General features: G+C 72.0%; 13 protein-coding genes. 8 read left to right on the plus strand and 5 right to left on the minus strand.

Annotated features, from left to right (window positions below; all coding sequences use genetic code 11):
• A partial coding sequence (locus ACLBYG_RS20280; protein WP_447682604.1) for a UDP binding domain-containing protein occupies positions 1–364 on the plus strand: 364 nt, incomplete at its 5' end.
• Between the two features lie 369 nt (positions 365–733).
• Here ACLBYG_RS20280 and ACLBYG_RS20285 read toward each other — a convergent pair.
• The 4 genes from ACLBYG_RS20285 to ACLBYG_RS20300 form a co-directional block, all read right to left on the minus strand.
• The gene (locus tag ACLBYG_RS20285) at positions 734–1,561 is read right to left on the minus strand and encodes a LuxR C-terminal-related transcriptional regulator (RefSeq protein WP_020091193.1); all 828 of its coding nucleotides are present in this window, start codon (positions 1,559–1,561) and stop codon (positions 734–736) included.
• Positions 1,562–2,307: 746 nt separating this feature from the next.
• Positions 2,308–3,609, minus strand: a complete 1,302-nt coding sequence (locus tag ACLBYG_RS20290; RefSeq protein ID WP_447682605.1) for a glycosyltransferase — start codon at positions 3,607–3,609, stop codon at positions 2,308–2,310.
• Positions 3,606–5,978 carry a GumC family protein gene (locus tag ACLBYG_RS20295; RefSeq protein ID WP_447682606.1) on the minus strand — a complete coding sequence of 791 codons (2,373 nt, stop codon included), beginning with the start codon at positions 5,976–5,978 and terminating at the stop codon, positions 3,606–3,608. The genes ACLBYG_RS20290 and ACLBYG_RS20295 overlap by 4 nt, the downstream gene beginning before the upstream one ends.
• Before the next feature lie 98 nt (positions 5,979–6,076).
• Complete coding sequence (locus tag ACLBYG_RS20300) at positions 6,077–7,366, minus strand: polysaccharide biosynthesis/export family protein (RefSeq protein WP_020091190.1); 1,290 nt, start codon at positions 7,364–7,366, stop codon at positions 6,077–6,079.
• A gap of 354 nt (positions 7,367–7,720) precedes the next feature.
• Here ACLBYG_RS20300 and ACLBYG_RS20305 point away from each other — a divergent pair, with 354 nt between their 5' ends.
• From ACLBYG_RS20305 to ACLBYG_RS20335, 7 genes are read left to right on the plus strand one after another with little or no spacing between them, the layout of a single operon-like run.
• Positions 7,721–8,269 carry an acyltransferase gene (locus ACLBYG_RS20305; protein WP_026604627.1) on the plus strand — a complete coding sequence of 183 codons (549 nt, stop codon included), beginning with the start codon at positions 7,721–7,723 and terminating at the stop codon, positions 8,267–8,269.
• Between the two features lie 13 nt (positions 8,270–8,282).
• Positions 8,283–9,311, plus strand: coding sequence for a Gfo/Idh/MocA family protein (locus ACLBYG_RS20310; RefSeq protein ID WP_020091188.1), 1,029 nt, complete (start codon positions 8,283–8,285; stop codon positions 9,309–9,311).
• Positions 9,308–10,423 (plus strand): DegT/DnrJ/EryC1/StrS family aminotransferase, encoded by a 1,116-nt coding sequence (locus tag ACLBYG_RS20315; RefSeq protein WP_447682607.1) that lies wholly within the window; start codon positions 9,308–9,310, stop codon positions 10,421–10,423. Before ACLBYG_RS20310 ends, ACLBYG_RS20315 begins: the two co-directional genes overlap by 4 nt.
• Entirely contained in the window at positions 10,407–11,438 is a 1,032-nt protein-coding gene (locus ACLBYG_RS20320; protein ID WP_020091186.1) for an NAD-dependent epimerase/dehydratase family protein, read from the plus strand. Before ACLBYG_RS20315 ends, ACLBYG_RS20320 begins: the two co-directional genes overlap by 17 nt.
• Complete coding sequence (locus tag ACLBYG_RS20325) at positions 11,435–12,571, plus strand: DegT/DnrJ/EryC1/StrS family aminotransferase (RefSeq protein ID WP_447682608.1); 1,137 nt, start codon at positions 11,435–11,437, stop codon at positions 12,569–12,571. The genes ACLBYG_RS20320 and ACLBYG_RS20325 overlap by 4 nt, the downstream gene beginning before the upstream one ends.
• Positions 12,568–13,368, plus strand: coding sequence for a polysaccharide deacetylase family protein (locus tag ACLBYG_RS20330; RefSeq protein ID WP_447682609.1), 801 nt, complete (start codon positions 12,568–12,570; stop codon positions 13,366–13,368). The genes ACLBYG_RS20325 and ACLBYG_RS20330 overlap by 4 nt, the downstream gene beginning before the upstream one ends.
• A complete protein-coding gene (locus tag ACLBYG_RS20335) occupies positions 13,365–14,333 on the plus strand; it encodes a glycosyltransferase family 2 protein (RefSeq protein ID WP_447682610.1) in 969 nt (322 codons plus the stop codon). Before ACLBYG_RS20330 ends, ACLBYG_RS20335 begins: the two co-directional genes overlap by 4 nt.
• 218 nt (positions 14,334–14,551) lie before the next feature.
• On the opposite strand, the gene ACLBYG_RS20340 is transcribed toward ACLBYG_RS20335, so the two are convergent.
• A complete protein-coding gene (locus tag ACLBYG_RS20340) occupies positions 14,552–16,240 on the minus strand; it encodes a glycosyltransferase (protein ID WP_447682611.1) in 1,689 nt (562 codons plus the stop codon).
• Positions 16,241–16,246: the final 6 nt, after the last annotated feature.

The following is a 16,246-nucleotide window of genomic DNA, read 5'->3' on the forward strand; positions in this document are numbered from 1 at the left end:
CCTGCAGGACGCCGGCGCCGTAATCCGCGCCTACGATCCCGAGGGCATGGAGCAGGCGCGCCCGCTCCTGCCCGGCGTCGCCTTCGCGGAGGACGCCTACCACTGTGCCGAGGGCGCAGACGCGCTGGTCCTCGTCACCGAGTGGGACGCGTTCCGGGCCCTCGACCTCGACCGGCTGCGGGCGGCGATGCAGCGACCGGTCCTCGTGGATCTCCGCAACGTCTACCGGGCCGCCGACGTCCGGGCGCACGGCTTCGCCTACAGCAGCGTGGGCCGGCCTGACGAACCCGGTGACCAGCCCGGCGACGAGTCCGAGATCCCGCCGGCTCTGCCCCCCGCCGACGCCGTCGCCGGGACCGCGTGAGGCGCGGCCGGGCCCGCGGAACGCGGGCCCGTCGTCGCCCGGCGCCGATGAGGGCGGCGGACGGAAGCCCCGCCGATCCGCTGGACGATCCCCTGTACGAGCGACCCGGCGCGCGGCCGCTCCGGCCTCGGGGACCGCGCCGGCGCGCGGGGCGAAAGGACGGGGAGGCCGATCCGCGGCGTCGGGACCGGGCCGGTGGCGCCGCGCCGATCCGCCGACCGCTTGGCGGGACGGTCCGACGCGAAACGGGTCCCCTCGCGGGCCGCCCGGGCAGGCGATCCACGAGGAGACCCCGAAGCTCCGTCCGGCCGCGCCGGACCGAATTTCTGCCAGGGCGGCCCCGCCGCGGCGGGGCCGGCGCCCGAGCGATCAGGCCGCCGGGGCCTTCACGCTCGCCAGGCTGGAATCTTCCCGGAGGAAGTACTTGTTGGTCAGGTAGGCGACCTCGGTCCGGTTCTTGGCCTTGAGCTTCTTCATGATGTTGCGGACGTGAACCTTCACGGTGCTCTCGCACATGTTGAGTTCGTACGCGATGATCTTGTTCGGCGTCCCCTTCCGGAGCGCCCGCGCCACGCAGAGCTGCCGCGGCGAGAAGATGTCGTCGTCCCCGGCCTCGACCGGCTCGTCCACCTTGATGTTGGCCAGCAGGGGGAGGAGGCATTCGGCCGGGATGTAGACGCCGCCGGCCTGCACGAGCTGGAGCGCCTGCAGGGCGATGTCCACGGAGGTCGTCGTCGGGATGTAGCCTTTGACGCCGAGCTTGATGATCCGCACGATCTGGTCGAGGTTCTCGCCGTCCGAGATGACGGCCACCGGCGGAGCGCCGGCCTCGCCCTGCAGGAACGCCAGTTCCCGCGTGATCTCGGTCCATTCGGTCTCGGTCAGGTTGCCGTCGGGCCGGCAGAGAACGACCACGCTCGCGGCGACGAACGGCGTCTGCCGCTTCCACGATTCGATGTCCGCGAAGACTTCGAACGACGTCTGCCGGTCGGCCTCGCTGAGCGAGGCGGCGAGGCATCGGCCGACGAGCTGGCGTCGATCGATGATGACGATGCGGCTGGCGCGGCCCCGGGACTGGTCCCGTTGCTCGACGACGACCGGGTTGTCACCGGCATGTGCACCCGAAAAGCCGCGGCGGCTTTCGGCCGTGTCCCGCTCAACGAGGGTGAGCGCGTCTCGAGTACCAAGACTGGCCATAGAAAATTACCTCCTTTCGAAGGAAGCCGAATGTCAGCGATGACGGGATACCCAATGCGCTCGCCGACGGCGTGACACTGAGATACGCGGTGGCGCCGGTCGCCTTGGGGCGATTGCCGATGACCACGGATACAATGCTAGCTTTCGTAAAATCGTCTGTAAATACCCTATTTGAATCTTAACCCTTAAATTGCAGGGCTAAATACAATCATCGCGCACTACGTACGTACATAGTGATTTGTTTGATTGCGCACGACGGTGCTGGTGGAGAGATGCATTCGCAAGATCATTCGCCGTCTGTGGTGGTCCGATTCAAGATCTTTTCGAATGTAGTCGCTCAGATGTCGGTTTTAAGAATATCGAAACTTTGTCTTATTCGGAACTACTTGTTGCGTGGTCGTATCGGTGGGACTTCGAGGGCAATTCAATGATCTCGGTGCGATGTAGGTATTCGTGACGGGAGTATTCGAGGGATGAGGGCCCGATGTACCTGACTGAGGCTAAAAGGCAACATGCGTACTCAGTTGTTTACCCTGTTGGGGTCCGAGTACTGATTTCATCGGTGCGGCGCTGTACCAAACGGCACGCTCCGCGGGAGGAGAGGCCGCCCCGCGCGCCGTCCGACGCGACGGGCGAATCACTGGCGGATCCCTGCCGGGATCCGGAATCGCCGCGGCGGCGATCGAGAGCGCTCTCCGCCGAAGTGGATACCGGTTCGGCGTGAGAGAGCGCGTCGAGACAAAGGTTTAGAGCCGTGGCCGATCGCAACGCGATCGGCCACGGCTCTCGTCCAGCCGGACCAGGAGATCGCGCATGCCGCCGACATCGACGAACGTGCCGAGGTCGCGGCCGAGCAGGCCGGCATGTCGCTCCGCGTAGGCCTCCGGCGTCAGCGTCCGCAGGAACGCCGTCACCGAATCGGCGAGCGGCTCGGGAAACGCCCAGCCCAGGCGCTCCGACACCGCGTAGCGTCCGGTGGCCGTCGCGGCGCGCGCCAGCGTCAGGGCGCCGCACAGGCCGCCCTCGTAGAGCCGGTTCGGCAGTAGCCAGTCCGAATTCAGTCCGTCATCGAGGTAATCGACGGCCCAACTGAAGTGGATCCCGCTGTAGATCTCCGGAAGGTCGCGGGGATTGGCGTAGGGGCCGCGGAACGACATGTTCGGCCGGCCGTCCAGCGTGTCCGCCAGGGCGCGCGGGGCAATGTCCTCCTCGGAGAGGCGCCCGGCCAGGACGATCCGCACCGAGTCGCCGAGGGCGTCCGCGATGGCGGCGAGGATCGTCAGGCTCCGGCGGCAGCGCAGCGTCCCGAACCAGCCGATCACCCAGGGCGGTTCCGCCGTCCGGGTGCGGTCGAGCCGGGTCGTCACCTCGCCGAGGCGGTGGCCCATGACCTTGTTCTCGAGGAGGTGCCACGCGCCGGCGAAGCCCTGGACCGGCCGGAAGTACCGGTCGATGAAGTCCGGGGCACTGACGACGAGGAGGTCGCTGCGGCCGAGGATCCAGCGCTCGACCGCGCGGGCGATCCGTCCCGGCGCGTCCGGCCGCACCATCAGACGCTGGATGTCGAGCACCTCGTAGACGAGGCGCGCGCGGCTCCCGGCGAGGCGCGCCGCGGTCCAGGCCACGAGGGCCATGTCGAGGTTGCGCACGTAGATCACGTCCGCCGCGCGCAGGTCGCGCCGGCGGCGCAGCGCCCGGGCGATGCCGACGGCGAGGCGCGGCAGGCGGCGGGCGTAATTGCGGTCGACGGTCAGGCCGAGGGGGACGATGTCGTCGGCCACCGGGGCCTCGGCCGGCACCGCGCCGGGGCGGTCCCGCTCGAAGGCGTACACGATGACCGACCACCCGGCGTCCCGGATGGCGTCGACCCGCTTCCGGACCGTGGGCTCGGCCCGGTCGTGCCCGAAGAAGGCGACGCGGCGGCCGCGCGGGGTCTCGGAGGCCGTGACGGAGGCCGTCGCGGAAACCGCGAAGGCCGGGGTCGGGGCGGCCCGGGCCGGCGCGAAGGCCGCCACCCGGTCGAGGCCTTCGGCGCGCGGGCCGGTCACGAGGCTGCCTGGGTCGCGCCGCGGGCGCTGCGCCGGGCCGCGGTCCAGCGGCTCAGCGCGCCGCGGAATCCGCCGCGCCGGACCGTCTGGCCGTCGTTGGTCTTGTTGAGCACGACGCCCAGGACGGTGCTGCCGCTCGACTCGAGATCGTGCACGGCGGCGGCGACGTCGTCGATGCTGGTCCGGCCCGCCTCCACCACGATGATCAGGCCGTCGAGCGTGTCGAGGAGCGGCCGGAGCGTGGGGAGCTCGTCCACCGGGGGCAGGTCGACGACGACGCGGTCGAGGGCGGGGCGGTCGAGGGCGGGGCGTCCGTCCCCCAGCACCGCGGCGACGCCCTCCGGGGTCATCAGATCGCTGAAATGGGGATCGTTCGGGTGGCGGTTGCCGCAGGCGAGCAGGCGGACCTCGCCGGGCTGGGGGCGGACCGCCTCGGTGGCGCCGCAGCGGCCGGCGAGCACGTCGAGGAGGCCGCGCTGCTCGGTGGCCTGGCTGAGCCGCGAGAGCGTCCCCTGCCGGACGTCGGCGTCGATCATCAGCACCCGCCCGGAGCTCGCGCGGGCGCGGGCGAGGAGCTGGCCGAGATTGCTCGCGAACAGGGTCTTGCCCGCGCCGGCCCCCACGGACGTGACGCCGATCGCGAAGACCGGGCCGCGGCGGTCGCTGCCCAGGACGTGGGCCTTGAGGCTGTGCAGGCGCTCGACGAACACCGATTGCGGCATGAACCGCACGGCGCTCGCCCGGAACGCCTCGATGCTGGCCGGACGTTGCGCCTCGTTGGCGTGGGCCTGCGCCAGGGCGAGCGCCGCCCGGAAGCCGGGCTCGCGCCGCAGCTCGGGGAGGGCGGCGAGGCAGGTCAGGCCGTGGCCGGTCAGCTGCCGGGGCGTGCGGATCGTCCGGTCGAACCAGTGCCGCGCGAAGGCGCCGCTCACGCCGAACCCGGTGCCGACCAGGAGGCCGAGCAGCATGATCAGGCTGCCGCGGGGCGCGCTCGGGGATTCCGGCACGGTCGCGGGCGTGATCACGTGGGCGGAGGGCTGCGGATAGGATTGCTGGTTGACGGCGTCGATGTAGCGCTGGAGCAGGTTGGTGTAGATCTGGTCGTAGGTCTCGGCGGTGCGGTCGAGCTCCCGCGCCTTGACGCGAGCGTTGCTCATGATCAGCGTCTTCGAGATCAGCGCGTCGAAGGCCGCCGTCATGCTGTCCTCGCGCGCCTTGGCGACCTCGTAATCGTGGTCGAGGGACACGGCGAGGCGCTCGAGCTCGGTGCGCAGCGACTGCTTGGCCGCCAGGATGTCCCGCTGGATCGCCTGGACCGCCTCGTGGTCGGGGCCGAGTCGGCGCTTCAGGTCGTCGGCGCGCTGCACGAGGTCGACGTACTGCCGGCGCAGCTGGATGATGACGCTGTCCTTGAACGCCTCGGTGATCCCCGGATCGGCGATGTCGGAATCGAGGAGCCCGCGGATCTGATCGCGCACCGCGCGGGCGTCGACGGTCTTGGACCGGGCTGCGGCCACCGCGGTGTTGAGCTCCTCGACCTGCTGCTCGCCCACGAGGCCGCGCTTGCCCAGGTCGATGATGGTGTGCTCGGCCTTGTAGGTCTGGGCCTCGCGCGAGGCCTGGCTGGCGCGCTGCTGGAGTTCCTTCAGGCGCGGCAGCATCCACTCGCCGGCGACCTTCCAGACCTGGGCCCGGTTCTCCAGCTCGGTGCTGACATAGGCCCCGGCCACCGCGTTCGCGACGGCGGCCGCCGTGGCGGGATTGTCCGCGCTGTAGCCGACCTCGATCACGTAGGCGGCGCCGATGCGGCTGGCCTCGACGTTCTCGCGCAGCGTCCGGGCCTGGCGCAGGTCCGGGCTGACGGGGGCGGGTTCCTGGACCGGCCGCTCGGCCCCGATCAGCCGGAGGGGGAGCGCCTTGGCGGCCTTCACGAACTCCCGGACCTTCGCGACGAGCGGGTGCGTCGGCGCCGCCAGATCCTTCAGGGCGGACTCGTCGAGCCGGTGCACGGCGGCGAGCGCGATCTTCTCCGAGCGGATGTACTCGACCTGGCTCTCGACCTCGGCGATCTCGAGCGGCGTCCCGGCATTGGGCGTGTCGCGGGCCGTCACCGGGCTGGAGCGGCTCTCGATGTAGACGCGGGCCCGGGCCGTGAAGATGGCCGGCGCTGTCGCGACGTAGATCCCGGCGCAGACCAGCCCGACGGCCGCGAAGGCCAGGATCGACCGCCAGTTCTGCCGCGCGATGGTCAGGATCGAGACCTGGGACTCCGTCTCGGGCGAGAAGGGCTGGCCGCGCCAGGCTCCGGTCCCACCGGGGCGGGTCGCACCGATCGGCAGGAAGGACGCGCTGGTCGAGTGTCGGTTCATGGATCTCTCCTCACCGCGGCGGTCACCGCCTCGGGGCGCTCTCCGTCAAAGGGGACGCCGGCTCGGCCCGATGGGCGCGTCGAGCCGGGGCGGGTGGGTCAGTTCTGGCCGGCCCCGTCGCCGACGCCCCGCATGGCGGGATCCGGCTTGAGCGCGATCTCCACGACGTCGCCCGGCAGCAGCTCCGTGTCCTCGGCGGCGTCGATCTGCGTCTTGGCCGGTCCGCTCTGCCGGAAGACCGCGATCGCCGCCTGCGCGCGGCTTCCGGACAGGAGCTGCGCCCGGAGGGCGCCGGTATAGACCAGCTTGTCGTTGATGCTGTTCAGGCGCGACCGGTACGTCGCCAGGTTGTTCTCCGCGACCTGGAGCTTCTCCAGGGCGTCCATGGCCTGCACGTCGTCGACCCGCTCGAGCTTGCGGGCGACGTCGCTCTTGTCGCGCTCGAGCTGGGTGAGCTGGACCGTCGTCTGCAGCGCGCGGGTCGAGGAGAGCAGGACGGCGCGCCGCGCGTCGGTCAGCCGGGTCGTGACCACGGCGCCGCGCTGGAAGAGCGCCCGCACGGTGTCGTAATCCTCGGCGTCGGCGGTGACGCCCTCCTTCTCCTTGACCTGCTGATCGCTGAGGCTGGTGAACTGCGTCTGCGTCCGGTTGAGGGAGCGCTGCAGATGGTCCTTCTCCTTGGCGATGTCGGTCATCTGCACCCGGAGCTGCTGCTCGGCGAGCTTCTGCGCTGGGGTCGCGCGGCTGCCCGGGGCGACGTCCGCCGGCGGCGGGGACTTGTCGCCCCGCGACGCGGCGACGACCGCCTTCAGGCGCCAGATCGTGGCGGATTCCCGCTGGATGCTCGCCCAGGTGCTGTCGTACTCGGCGCGCAGGTTCGCCGTCTCGACGACGGGGTTCTCCATCCTGAACCGCAGGAGGTTGTAGCCGCCCGCCAGGGCGATGGCCTGCCGCACGGTCATGCCCGGATGGAACGGGTGCTCGCCCTGCTTGGTCACGTCGCCGCTCAGGTAGACCGGCTGGTACTTCGAGATCCGCACCCCGATCTCGTCGGGCTCGAGCACGGCGATCGATTCCTTGCCCTCGGAGTTGCGCTGCCGCACCGCCTTGGCGGGCAGCGACTTCTGCAGGCTCTGGCGCAGCTCCGCGACGGTGAGCCCGGCGGCCGGGACGTCCCCGAGCAGCGGGACCATGACGGTGCCGTCGGTGGAGACCGTCGCCTCCTGCTTGAAGGTCGGGATGCTGAGGGCCGTGACCTCGATCGTGTCGCCGGGCCCGATGCGGTACTCCGCGGCCGCCGGCAGCGCCGACAGGGCGAGCAGGCACGCCGCGAGACCGGCGCGGCCGGCGCGGGCGGTGGCGCGGGTTGCCGCGGTCTTCGTCGACATCTTCGACACGCATCGTCCCCTTAAGGCTCGCCCTCGGAACCCGGGCGCGGCGGTCGAGCGGCAGGACCGCGCCGGCCTCACGGGCTCATGAGGGCTGAGACGGCATGATGCGTAACGGCCGAGCCAGCCGGGACTCCTCCAAATGGCGGGCGCGGGCATCCTTGCCGGGGCGGGGGCTTCGCCTTTCGACGTAGGCCCCCTGGCCCGAACGGTACGCCGGGCCGGGGAGGGGTCACACCGGATGGGCGCCGTTCGCCTTTCGACGGACGAACCGCATCGAAAGCCTGGGTTCCCGGCCGTCCGCAGCTCTGTGCAGTTTTGACGCACAGAAGTTCGGCGGAAGGAGCGGCGGGTATGCCGATTACCGATGCGGATATTGGGGCGGATGTGGGGATCTTCTACCCGGATCTAGTCAATATTTATGGATGTCGAATCGAAAGCGGTTCGCGCATCGGCCCCTTCGTGGAGATCCAGCGCGGCAGCCGGATCGGCCCGCGCTGCAAGATCTCCTCGCACAGCTTCATCTGCGCGGGCGTCTCGATCGGGGCCGAGGTGTTCGTCGGCCACGGCGTGGTCTTCACCAACGAGCTCTACCCGGAAGCCACCAACGCGGACGGGAGCCTGAAGCGGGACGGCGAGTGGGAGCTCGTCGAGACCGTGGTCGAGGCCCGCGCCTCCATCGGCTCCAACGCCACCATCGTGGCGGGGATCACCATCGGCGAGGGCGCCCTGGTCGGCGCCGGTGCCGTCGTCACCCGGGACGTCCCGGCCTTCGCCATCGTCGCCGGATGCCCCGCGCGGGTCGTCGGCGACACCCGCACCAAGCGCGCCGAGAGCGCCGCGCGCGCCCGTTCCGTCCAGTCGCCGCGGCCCGAGCCGGCCGAGCCTCTGCAGGTTGCTTGAGGGGAATGCAGTCATGATCTCGATCGGTATCGTCGGATACGGCTACTGGGGGCCGAACCTCGCCCGGTGCACCTCGGAGAGCGAGCGCTGCCAGCTGGTGGCCATCGCCGACCAGTCGCCCGCCGCGCTCGGCCGGGCCGGCAAGCGCTACCCCGCCGTCCAGCTCCATCAGGACTGGCGCGACCTCGTGGCCGATCCCGCGATCGACGCCGTCATGGTGGCGACGCCGGTGAGTTCGCACTTCGAGATCGCCATCAACGCGCTGCGGGCCGGCAAGCACGTCTTCATCGAGAAGCCGATCACGCCCTCGGCCTTCGAGGCCCGGCTGCTGATCGAGGAGGCGGCCAAGCGCAACCTGCGGCTGATGGTGGACCACACCTTCGTCTACACGGGCGCGGTCGAGAAGATCCACGAACTGATCACGACCGACGCCATCGGCGACGTGTTCTACTACGACTCGACCCGGGTGAACCTCGGCCTGTTCCAGCGCGACGTGAACGTGATCTGGGACCTGGCGGTCCACGACCTCGCGATCCTCGACCACATCCTGGACCTCGCCCCGGTGGCGATCTCGGCGAGCGGCACCGGCCATTTCAGCGGCCGCCCCGAGAACATGGCCCACCTGACCGTCTTCTACCCGCGCGGCGTCGTCGCGCAGATCAACGTCAACTGGCTCGCGCCCGTGAAGGTGCGGCAGACGCTGATCGGCGGCAGCAAGAAGATGATCGTCTACAACGACCTCGACCCGATCGAGAAGGTCAAGGTCTACGACCGCGGCGTCACGGTCGGCGGCGGCTCGGACGACATCACCGAGCTGATGGTCTCCTACCGGACCGGCGACATGTGGTCGCCGCACCTGTCCTTCCGCGAGGCGCTGATCGTCGAGATCGAGCACTTCGCCGACTCCATCGAGAACGGCACCGCGCCCATGACCGACGGCCACAGCGGCCTGCGCGTCGTCGAGATGCTCGAAGCCGCCATGCGCTCCCTGCGCCAGAACGGCACCCCCATCGACCTCATGCCACTTGCGAGGGCCTCATGATCCCCTTCCTCGACCTCAAGGCGCAGTACGCGGCGATCGGCGGCGACGTTGAGACCGCGGTCCTCAACGTCCTGCGCAGCGGCGACTTCGTCCTCGGCCCGGCGGTCAGCGCCTTCGAGGCGGCCTTCGCCGAAGCCTGCGGCGCCCGCCACGCGGTCGCCGTCAGCAGCGGCACCGCGGCCCTGCACCTCGCCCTCCTCGCCCTCGACATCGGTCCGGGCGACGAGGTGATCACGGTCTCGTCGACCTTCGTGGCGACGGTGGCGGCGGTGCTGTACGCCGGCGCCACCCCGGTCCTCGTCGACATCGACCCGGTCGACTGGACCATGGACCCGACCCTGGTCGAGGCGGCGATCACGCCCCGCACCAAGGCGATCCTGCCGGTGCACCTGCACGGCCGGATGGCCGATCTCGACGCGCTCGGCGCCATCGCCCGGCGCCACGGGATCGCCCTCATCGAGGACGCCGCTCAGGCGCATCTCGCCGAGCGCGGCGGCCGCAAGGCCGGCACGATCGGGGATCTCGGCTGCTTCAGCTTCTATCCCGGCAAGAATCTCGGGGCCTACGGCGAGGGCGGCGCCATCGTCACGGACCGGGACGACCTCGCCGAGGCGGCCCGTTGCCTGCGCGACTGGGGCCAGCAGGGCAAGTACAACCACGTCCGCCACGGCTTCAACCTGCGCATGGACGGCGTCCAGGGCGCAGTGCTGGGGGTCAAGCTCCCGCACCTGGAGGGCTGGACCCGCGCCCGCCAGGCGGTGGCGGCGGAGTACGGGGCGCGGCTCGCGGGCCTCGGCCTGGAGCTTCCGGCCCCCGCCGGCCTCGACCACGTGTTCCACGTCTACGCCGTGTCGACGGCGGACCGCGAGGGGCTGCGCCAGTACCTCAACGCGGCCGGCATCGCCACCGGCATCCACTACCCCGTCCCGGTCCACCGGCAGCCCGCCTACAGCCACCTCGACGACGGTGCCGGCCGCCTGCCGGTCACCGAGCGGCTGGCCGCCCGGACCCTGTCCCTCCCGATGTTCCCCGAGATGACGTCCGCGCAGATCGACACCGTCTGCCGGGCCGTCGCCAGCTACTGCGAGGTCGCCGATGCCCAAGCTGCGTGAGGTCACCAAGGGAAGCCGGTTCAGCGGCGACCTGCGCGGGACCCGGATCCTGGTCACGGGCGGATCGGGCTTCATCGGCTCCCACATCATCGACCTGCTGGTCGAGGCCGGCTGCGACGAGATCGTGGCCATCGACAACATGATCCGCGGCCGCCCCGAGAACCTCGGGGACGCCCTCGGCTCCGGCCGCGTCCGCCTGGTCCAGGGCGACATCCGCGACCGCGCCCTGATGGACACGCTGGTCAAGGGCACCGACGTGGTGTTCCACCAGGCGGCCCTCCGGATCACGCAGTGCGCCGCGGAGCCGCGCCACGCCTTCGAGGTGATGGCCGCCGCGACCTTCAACCTGCTGGAGAGCTGCGTCGAGGCCGGCGTCGCCAAGGTCGTGATGGCCTCCTCGGCCTCGGTCTACGGGATGGCGGAGGTCTTCCCGACGACCGAGAAGCACCACCCCTACGACAACCGGACCCTGTACGGCGCCGCCAAGTCCTTCGGCGAGGGCCTCCTGCGCTCGTTCAACGACATGCACGGGCTCGACTACGTGGCGCTCCGGTACTTCAACGCCTACGGCCCGCGGATGGACCTGACCGGCCGCTACACCGAGGTCATGGTCCGCTGGATGCAGCGCCTGGCCGAGGGGCAGTCGCCGATCGTGTTCGGCGACGGCCTGCAGACCATGGACCTCGTCCATGTCCGCGACATCGCCCGGGCCAACATCCTGTCGGCGATCTCGCCCGCCACCGACGTGGTGCTCAACGTCGGCACCGGCGTCGAGACCTCGCTGGTCGACCTCGCCGGCCACCTCACCCGGATCATGGGCCGGGACGGCACGCCGCTGGTCCACGAGGCCGAGCGGGCCGTGAACCCGGTGCCCCGGCGCCTCTGCGACACGAGCCTCGCCAAGGAGCTGATCGGCTTCGAGGCGAAGATCGGGGCGGCCGAGGGCCTCGCCGACCTCGTCGCCTGGTGGCAGGACGAGTCCCGCTCGGAACACCTGCGGCGGGCGCTCGCATGATCCCGATCGCCAAGCCCGAAGTCGGCGCCCCCGAGGCCGAGGCCGCCGCCGCCGTCGTCCGCTCCGGATGGCTGACCCAGGGGCCGCAGGTCGCGGCCTTCGAGACGGAGTTCGCCGCGATCGTCGGCGCGCCCCACGCCTGCGCGGTCTCGAACTGCACCACCGCGCTGCATCTCGCCCTGCTCGCCGTCGGGGTCGGCCCCGGCGACGAGGTGGTGACGGTGAGCCACAGCTTCATCGCCACCGCCAACGCCATCGCCCAGTGCGGGGCGACGCCGATCTTCGTCGACATCGACCCGGCGACCTACAACATGGCCCCGGACGCCGCCGCGGCGGCGATCACCGAGAAGACGAAGGCGATCGTCTGCGTCCACCAGATGGGCATGCCCTGCGACCTGGAGGCGATCGCCGCGATCGGGCGCCGCTCCGGCATCCCGGTGATCGAGGACGCCGCCTGCGCCATCGGCTCCGAGCGGCTCCAGGGCGACGTCTGGCGGCCGATCGGCAGCCCGGCGGGCGACATCGCCTGCTTCTCGTTCCACCCGCGCAAGGTGCTGACCACCGGCGACGGCGGCATGATCACCACCGCCAACCCCGCGTGGGACCGGACCTTCCGGCTGCTGCGCCAGCACGGGATGAGCGTCTCCGACATCGCCCGCCACGGCAGCGCCAAGGTGGTGGTCGAGGCGTACTCCATCGCGGGCTTCAACTACCGGATGACGGACGTGCAGGCGGCCATCGGCCGGGAGCAGCTGAAGCGGCTGCCCGACCTGATCGCCCGGCGCCGCGCCCTCGCCGACGGCTACCGCGCGCGGCTGGCCGACCTCCCCGGGGTGACGCCGCCGCCCGAGCCGATGGGGCTGCGCAGCAACTGGCAGAGCTACTGCGTCCGCCTCCCGGACGACGCGGACCAGCAGGCGGTCATGCAGGCGATGCTCGACCGCGGCATCGCCACCCGCCGGGGCATCATGTGCGCGCATCTGGAGCCGCCCTACGCGGAGGCGCCGCGGCGGTTCGCGCTGCCCGAATCCGAGCGGGCGCGCGACCACGCGATCCTGCTGCCGCTCTACGCGGGGATGACGGAGACGGAGCAGGACCAGGTCGTCGACGGCCTGCGCGACGCCCTGCGATGATCCCCGCACCGGTCAAGAGCCTCGCCCGGACGGTCGGCCTGACGCGCCCGCGCGTCGCCGCCGCCCGGATGGCCTGCGAGCGCACGACGCTCGCCCTCGCCCGGATCCGGCGCCCGGCGCCGGGCGGCCGCATCCTCTGCTACCACTCGGTCGGCCAGTCGGAATGCGGCGTCAACGACGTCTCTCCCGCGCGCTTCCGCCACCAGCTCGAGCGCGCCCTCAGCCTCGGCTACCGCTTCGTGCCGGCGGCCACGATCGCCGACGGGCGCGGCGGCGCGCGGGATCTCGCCATCACCTTCGACGACGGCTGGCGCAGCGTCCTCAGCGGGGCGGCGCCGGTCCTCAGCGATCTCGGGATCCCCTGGACCCTGTTCGTCGTGTCGGGCTGGCTCGACCGGCCCGAGAGCGCGCCGCCGGGTGTCCTCGGCTGGGGCGCCATCGAGGCGCTGGCCGCCAACGGGGTCGAGATCGGCAGCCATTCCGTGACCCACCCGGATTTCGGGCGCCTCAGCGCGGAAGAGGCGGCCGAGGAGCTGGAGGAATCCCGGCGCGCCATCGGGGCCCGCCTCGGCGTCCTGCCCGACTCCTTCGCGATCCCCCTGGGGCAGTCGGCGAACTGGACGCGGGCGGCCGCCCACGCGGCCCGGGAGGCGGGCTACCGGATCGTCTACGCGCAGGCGGTGGAGACCCGTCCCGCCGGAACCGTGGCGCGCAGCTTCGTCACGCAGTTCGACAACGATCTGGTCTTCGGTGCCCTGCTCCGGGGCGCCTACGACGCCTGGGAGGAGTGGGTATGAACCGACCCGCGCGGCGCCGCGTCTCCGTCGTGGTGCCCACCTGCAACCGGCCCGCCTTCCTGCGCGAGGCCCTGGCGAGCATCCGCGCCCTGGAAGGCCCCGACCTCGCCTTCGAGATCATCGTCGGCGACAACGGCGCGGCGGGCCCCGCCGCCGAGGTCGCCGCAGCGTTCGGCGCGATCCACGTCCCGGTCGACCGGTCCGGCGCCGGCGCGGCCCGCAATGCCGGCCTGACCCGGGCGAGCGCGCCCTACGTGGCGTTCCTCGACGACGACGACGTCTGGCAGCCGGCGCATATCCGGGAGCACCTGCGCCTGTTCGAGGCCGATCCGGAACTCGGGGTCGTGTTCGGGCAGATCGTCACCGCCGACCACGACCTCGTGCCGACCTACGGCCCCTGGCCGCCGGATCTTCCGTCCGACAAGGGCGCGCTGCTGCGCCGCATGCTGAGCGGCTACTTCCCGCAGATCGGGGCGACGGTGGTGCGCCGGGCCGTCGTGGACGCGATCGGCCTGTTCGACGAGGCCCTGCTCGGCGATCAGGACTGGGACTGGCAGCTGCGCGCCGTCCGCGGCCACGGCGTCGGCTTCGTCGCCGCGCCCTGCGTGCATTTCCGGCAGCGGCCGGCCGGGACCTTCGACCGCCTGATCGCCCGCCGGATCCACTTCACCCGCCTGGTCTTCCGACGCCACGCGCCGGCGCTCGGCGTCTCGCGTCTCGCGGCCCTGCGGCTCTATTTCGGGACCGTGCAGGGCTACTACGACGCCCTGCTGGACGCCACCGAGGCCCACATGGCCCGCGGCGACCGCCGCGCCGCCGCGGGAGCGTTCCTCACGGCTGTCCGCCTGATGCCGCACCGGGCGATCCGGCAGGCCTTCCGGCCGACGCGCGTGCGCGCGGCCCTGCTGGCCCTGGCCACCGGGCCGGCCGCCCGGCCGCTGACCGCCGACCCGAAGACGCGCTGACCCCGACGGGACTGCCGCTCCGCGGCGCGGACCCTCCCAGGGCCCGCGCCGCGGAGCGCGCTTGCGCTGTCTCTGTGGTATTCGGCGGGCCGCCCTGGATTCCGCGCCGTCCCGCGGACCGGTGAGGGCTGTGGAGGCGCGGGCGGGCGAACCGGGCCTCCCGCGACGCGCGCCGTCCGGCGTGACCGATCCGCGGCCACCCGGGCCCGGGGGCGGCCTCAGGCGCCGGGGATCTGCGCCCGGAGCCGCAGCGGGCCGAACCGATCCTTCACGTTGCGGACCAGCCATTCCGGGAGGAGAAGCCGCACCGGCTCCCAGAGGCCGGAGAAGTCGCCGGCGCGGCGCAGGGCCAGCCAGGAGGCGACGCGCTGGCGCAGCGGCAGCATGCCGATGTAGTTCTTGGTCATCTCCGACACGGGGAAGTCCGAGCCGAACATGTCCTGGTGGCGCAGGTCGGGCTCGCCGAGATGGGGCGCCTCGGCCGGGCCGGGTGCGCCGGCCTCCGGGGGCAGGCGGGGCAGGGCCAGCGCCTGCGCGTAGATCGCGTCGAGTCCCGCCAGCCAGGCCGCCGGCGCGTAGAGGCCCGCGACCGCGGCGGCGCTCTCGGCGCCCGCGGCGTCCCGCGCCGCGGCGTCGGTGATGAGCGCCGTGAGGTGGGCCTCGTAGGCGGCTTGGTCGTGGGCGACCCGGGCCGTGACGTCGAGCCCCGGATGGTTGATCGCCACGATCTCCGCCGCCGCGGGGGCCTCGAACCGTGTCACCAGCGGCAGCCCGTAGGCGGCGGCCTCCAGCATCGAGGTCGACGACACGAACGGGTAGGAATCGACGTAGATGTCGGCCGCCTCGAAGAAGACCCGCGGGTCGGCGAGCTCGGCATGGGCCGTGATGCGCCCGCCGGTGGCGGCCCGGGCCCGTTCCCAGTCGGCCCGCTCGCCGGGGCCGACCACGATGAGCCGGGCCCGCGGATGCGCCGCGAGGAGGTCGACGTGGCGATCCGCGTAGGTGACCGGCCCGACGTTGCGGTACTTGGCCCCCCGGGCCACCGAGACCAGGAGGACGCTGTCCTCCGGGACGCCCAGGGCCTGCTTGGCCGCGCTGCGGGCGCGCTGGCGCTCGGGCAGGGTGATCAGGGTCGGCAGCAGGAGGCTGCGGGCCGGATCGACGCCGCGCCGCGTGACGGCGAGCCGGCGCGCGGCCTCGCGCAGGTTGATCACCGCGTGGCTGATCCGCGTCCCGATCCAGAACAGGTGGTCGGCGTGGTTGAGGAGCAGGACCGGCGGGCTCTTCGCCGGATCCGCGAAGGCGATCAGCGGGACCACGTCCTCGCAGTGGATGTGCAGGACGACGACGTCGTAGCCGCGCGCGATCTGGCGCAGCTCCCGCGCCCAGGCGAGCTTGTCGCCCTTGTGATGGTTCAGGTGGTGGATCCCGCCGCCGCTCTCGCGCACCGCGGCGGTGATCCGCCCGTCGACCGGGCCGCGATGCTGGGTCAGGGCGACGCCGTTGACCCGGTTGCGGTCGGCGCCGATCCAGAGCGCGAGCATCTTGGTGAGGCCGCCCACCGGCGCGAGCTGCGTGCAGACGTGGAGGACGCGCCGGTACGGAGCCCCGTCGGCCCGCGCGCCGTCCGGCCCGCCGCCGTCGAGGGTCCGGCCGATCCCGGTCATCAACCGTTCGAGGCGCGGGCTCGCGAACACGCCGCAGTGCCGGTGCGCCGCCAGGGTCGCCGCGATGGCGGTCTCGACGGCCGCGCCGGCGTGGTCGCCGGCCGCCGCGAGACGCTCCGCGTGCCGCACCCGGGCATCGAAGGCCGCGAAGTTCGACCGGATCCGCCCGGCGCGGGACGCCGTCCCGCCCGCGGGTTCCCCGTCGCCGTCACGGACGGGTTCAAACGCGCCTTTGACCATCACGCC

It is taken from the genome of Methylobacterium sp. D53M, from assembly GCF_053345625.1.

Excerpts from the sequence above, each read along its gene's own strand:
- ACLBYG_RS20285 (WP_020091193.1), bottom strand. The coding sequence starts at position 1,561 with ATGGCCAGTCTTGGTACTCGAGACGCGCTCACCCTCGTTGAGCGGGAC.
- ACLBYG_RS20295 (WP_447682606.1), bottom strand. The coding sequence starts at position 5,978 with ATGAACCGACACTCGACCAGCGCGTCCTTCCTGCCGATCGGTGCGACC.
- ACLBYG_RS20300 (WP_020091190.1), bottom strand. The coding sequence starts at position 7,366 with ATGTCGACGAAGACCGCGGCAACCCGCGCCACCGCCCGCGCCGGCCGC.
- ACLBYG_RS20305 (WP_026604627.1), top strand. The coding sequence starts at position 7,721 with ATGCCGATTACCGATGCGGATATTGGGGCGGATGTGGGGATCTTCTAC.
- ACLBYG_RS20310 (WP_020091188.1), top strand. The coding sequence starts at position 8,283 with ATGATCTCGATCGGTATCGTCGGATACGGCTACTGGGGGCCGAACCTC.
- ACLBYG_RS20315 (WP_447682607.1), top strand. The coding sequence starts at position 9,308 with ATGATCCCCTTCCTCGACCTCAAGGCGCAGTACGCGGCGATCGGCGGC.
- ACLBYG_RS20320 (WP_020091186.1), top strand. The coding sequence starts at position 10,407 with ATGCCCAAGCTGCGTGAGGTCACCAAGGGAAGCCGGTTCAGCGGCGAC.
- ACLBYG_RS20325 (WP_447682608.1), top strand. The coding sequence starts at position 11,435 with ATGATCCCGATCGCCAAGCCCGAAGTCGGCGCCCCCGAGGCCGAGGCC.
- ACLBYG_RS20330 (WP_447682609.1), top strand. The coding sequence starts at position 12,568 with ATGATCCCCGCACCGGTCAAGAGCCTCGCCCGGACGGTCGGCCTGACG.
- ACLBYG_RS20335 (WP_447682610.1), top strand. The coding sequence starts at position 13,365 with ATGAACCGACCCGCGCGGCGCCGCGTCTCCGTCGTGGTGCCCACCTGC.
- ACLBYG_RS20340 (WP_447682611.1), bottom strand. The coding sequence starts at position 16,240 with ATGGTCAAAGGCGCGTTTGAACCCGTCCGTGACGGCGACGGGGAACCC.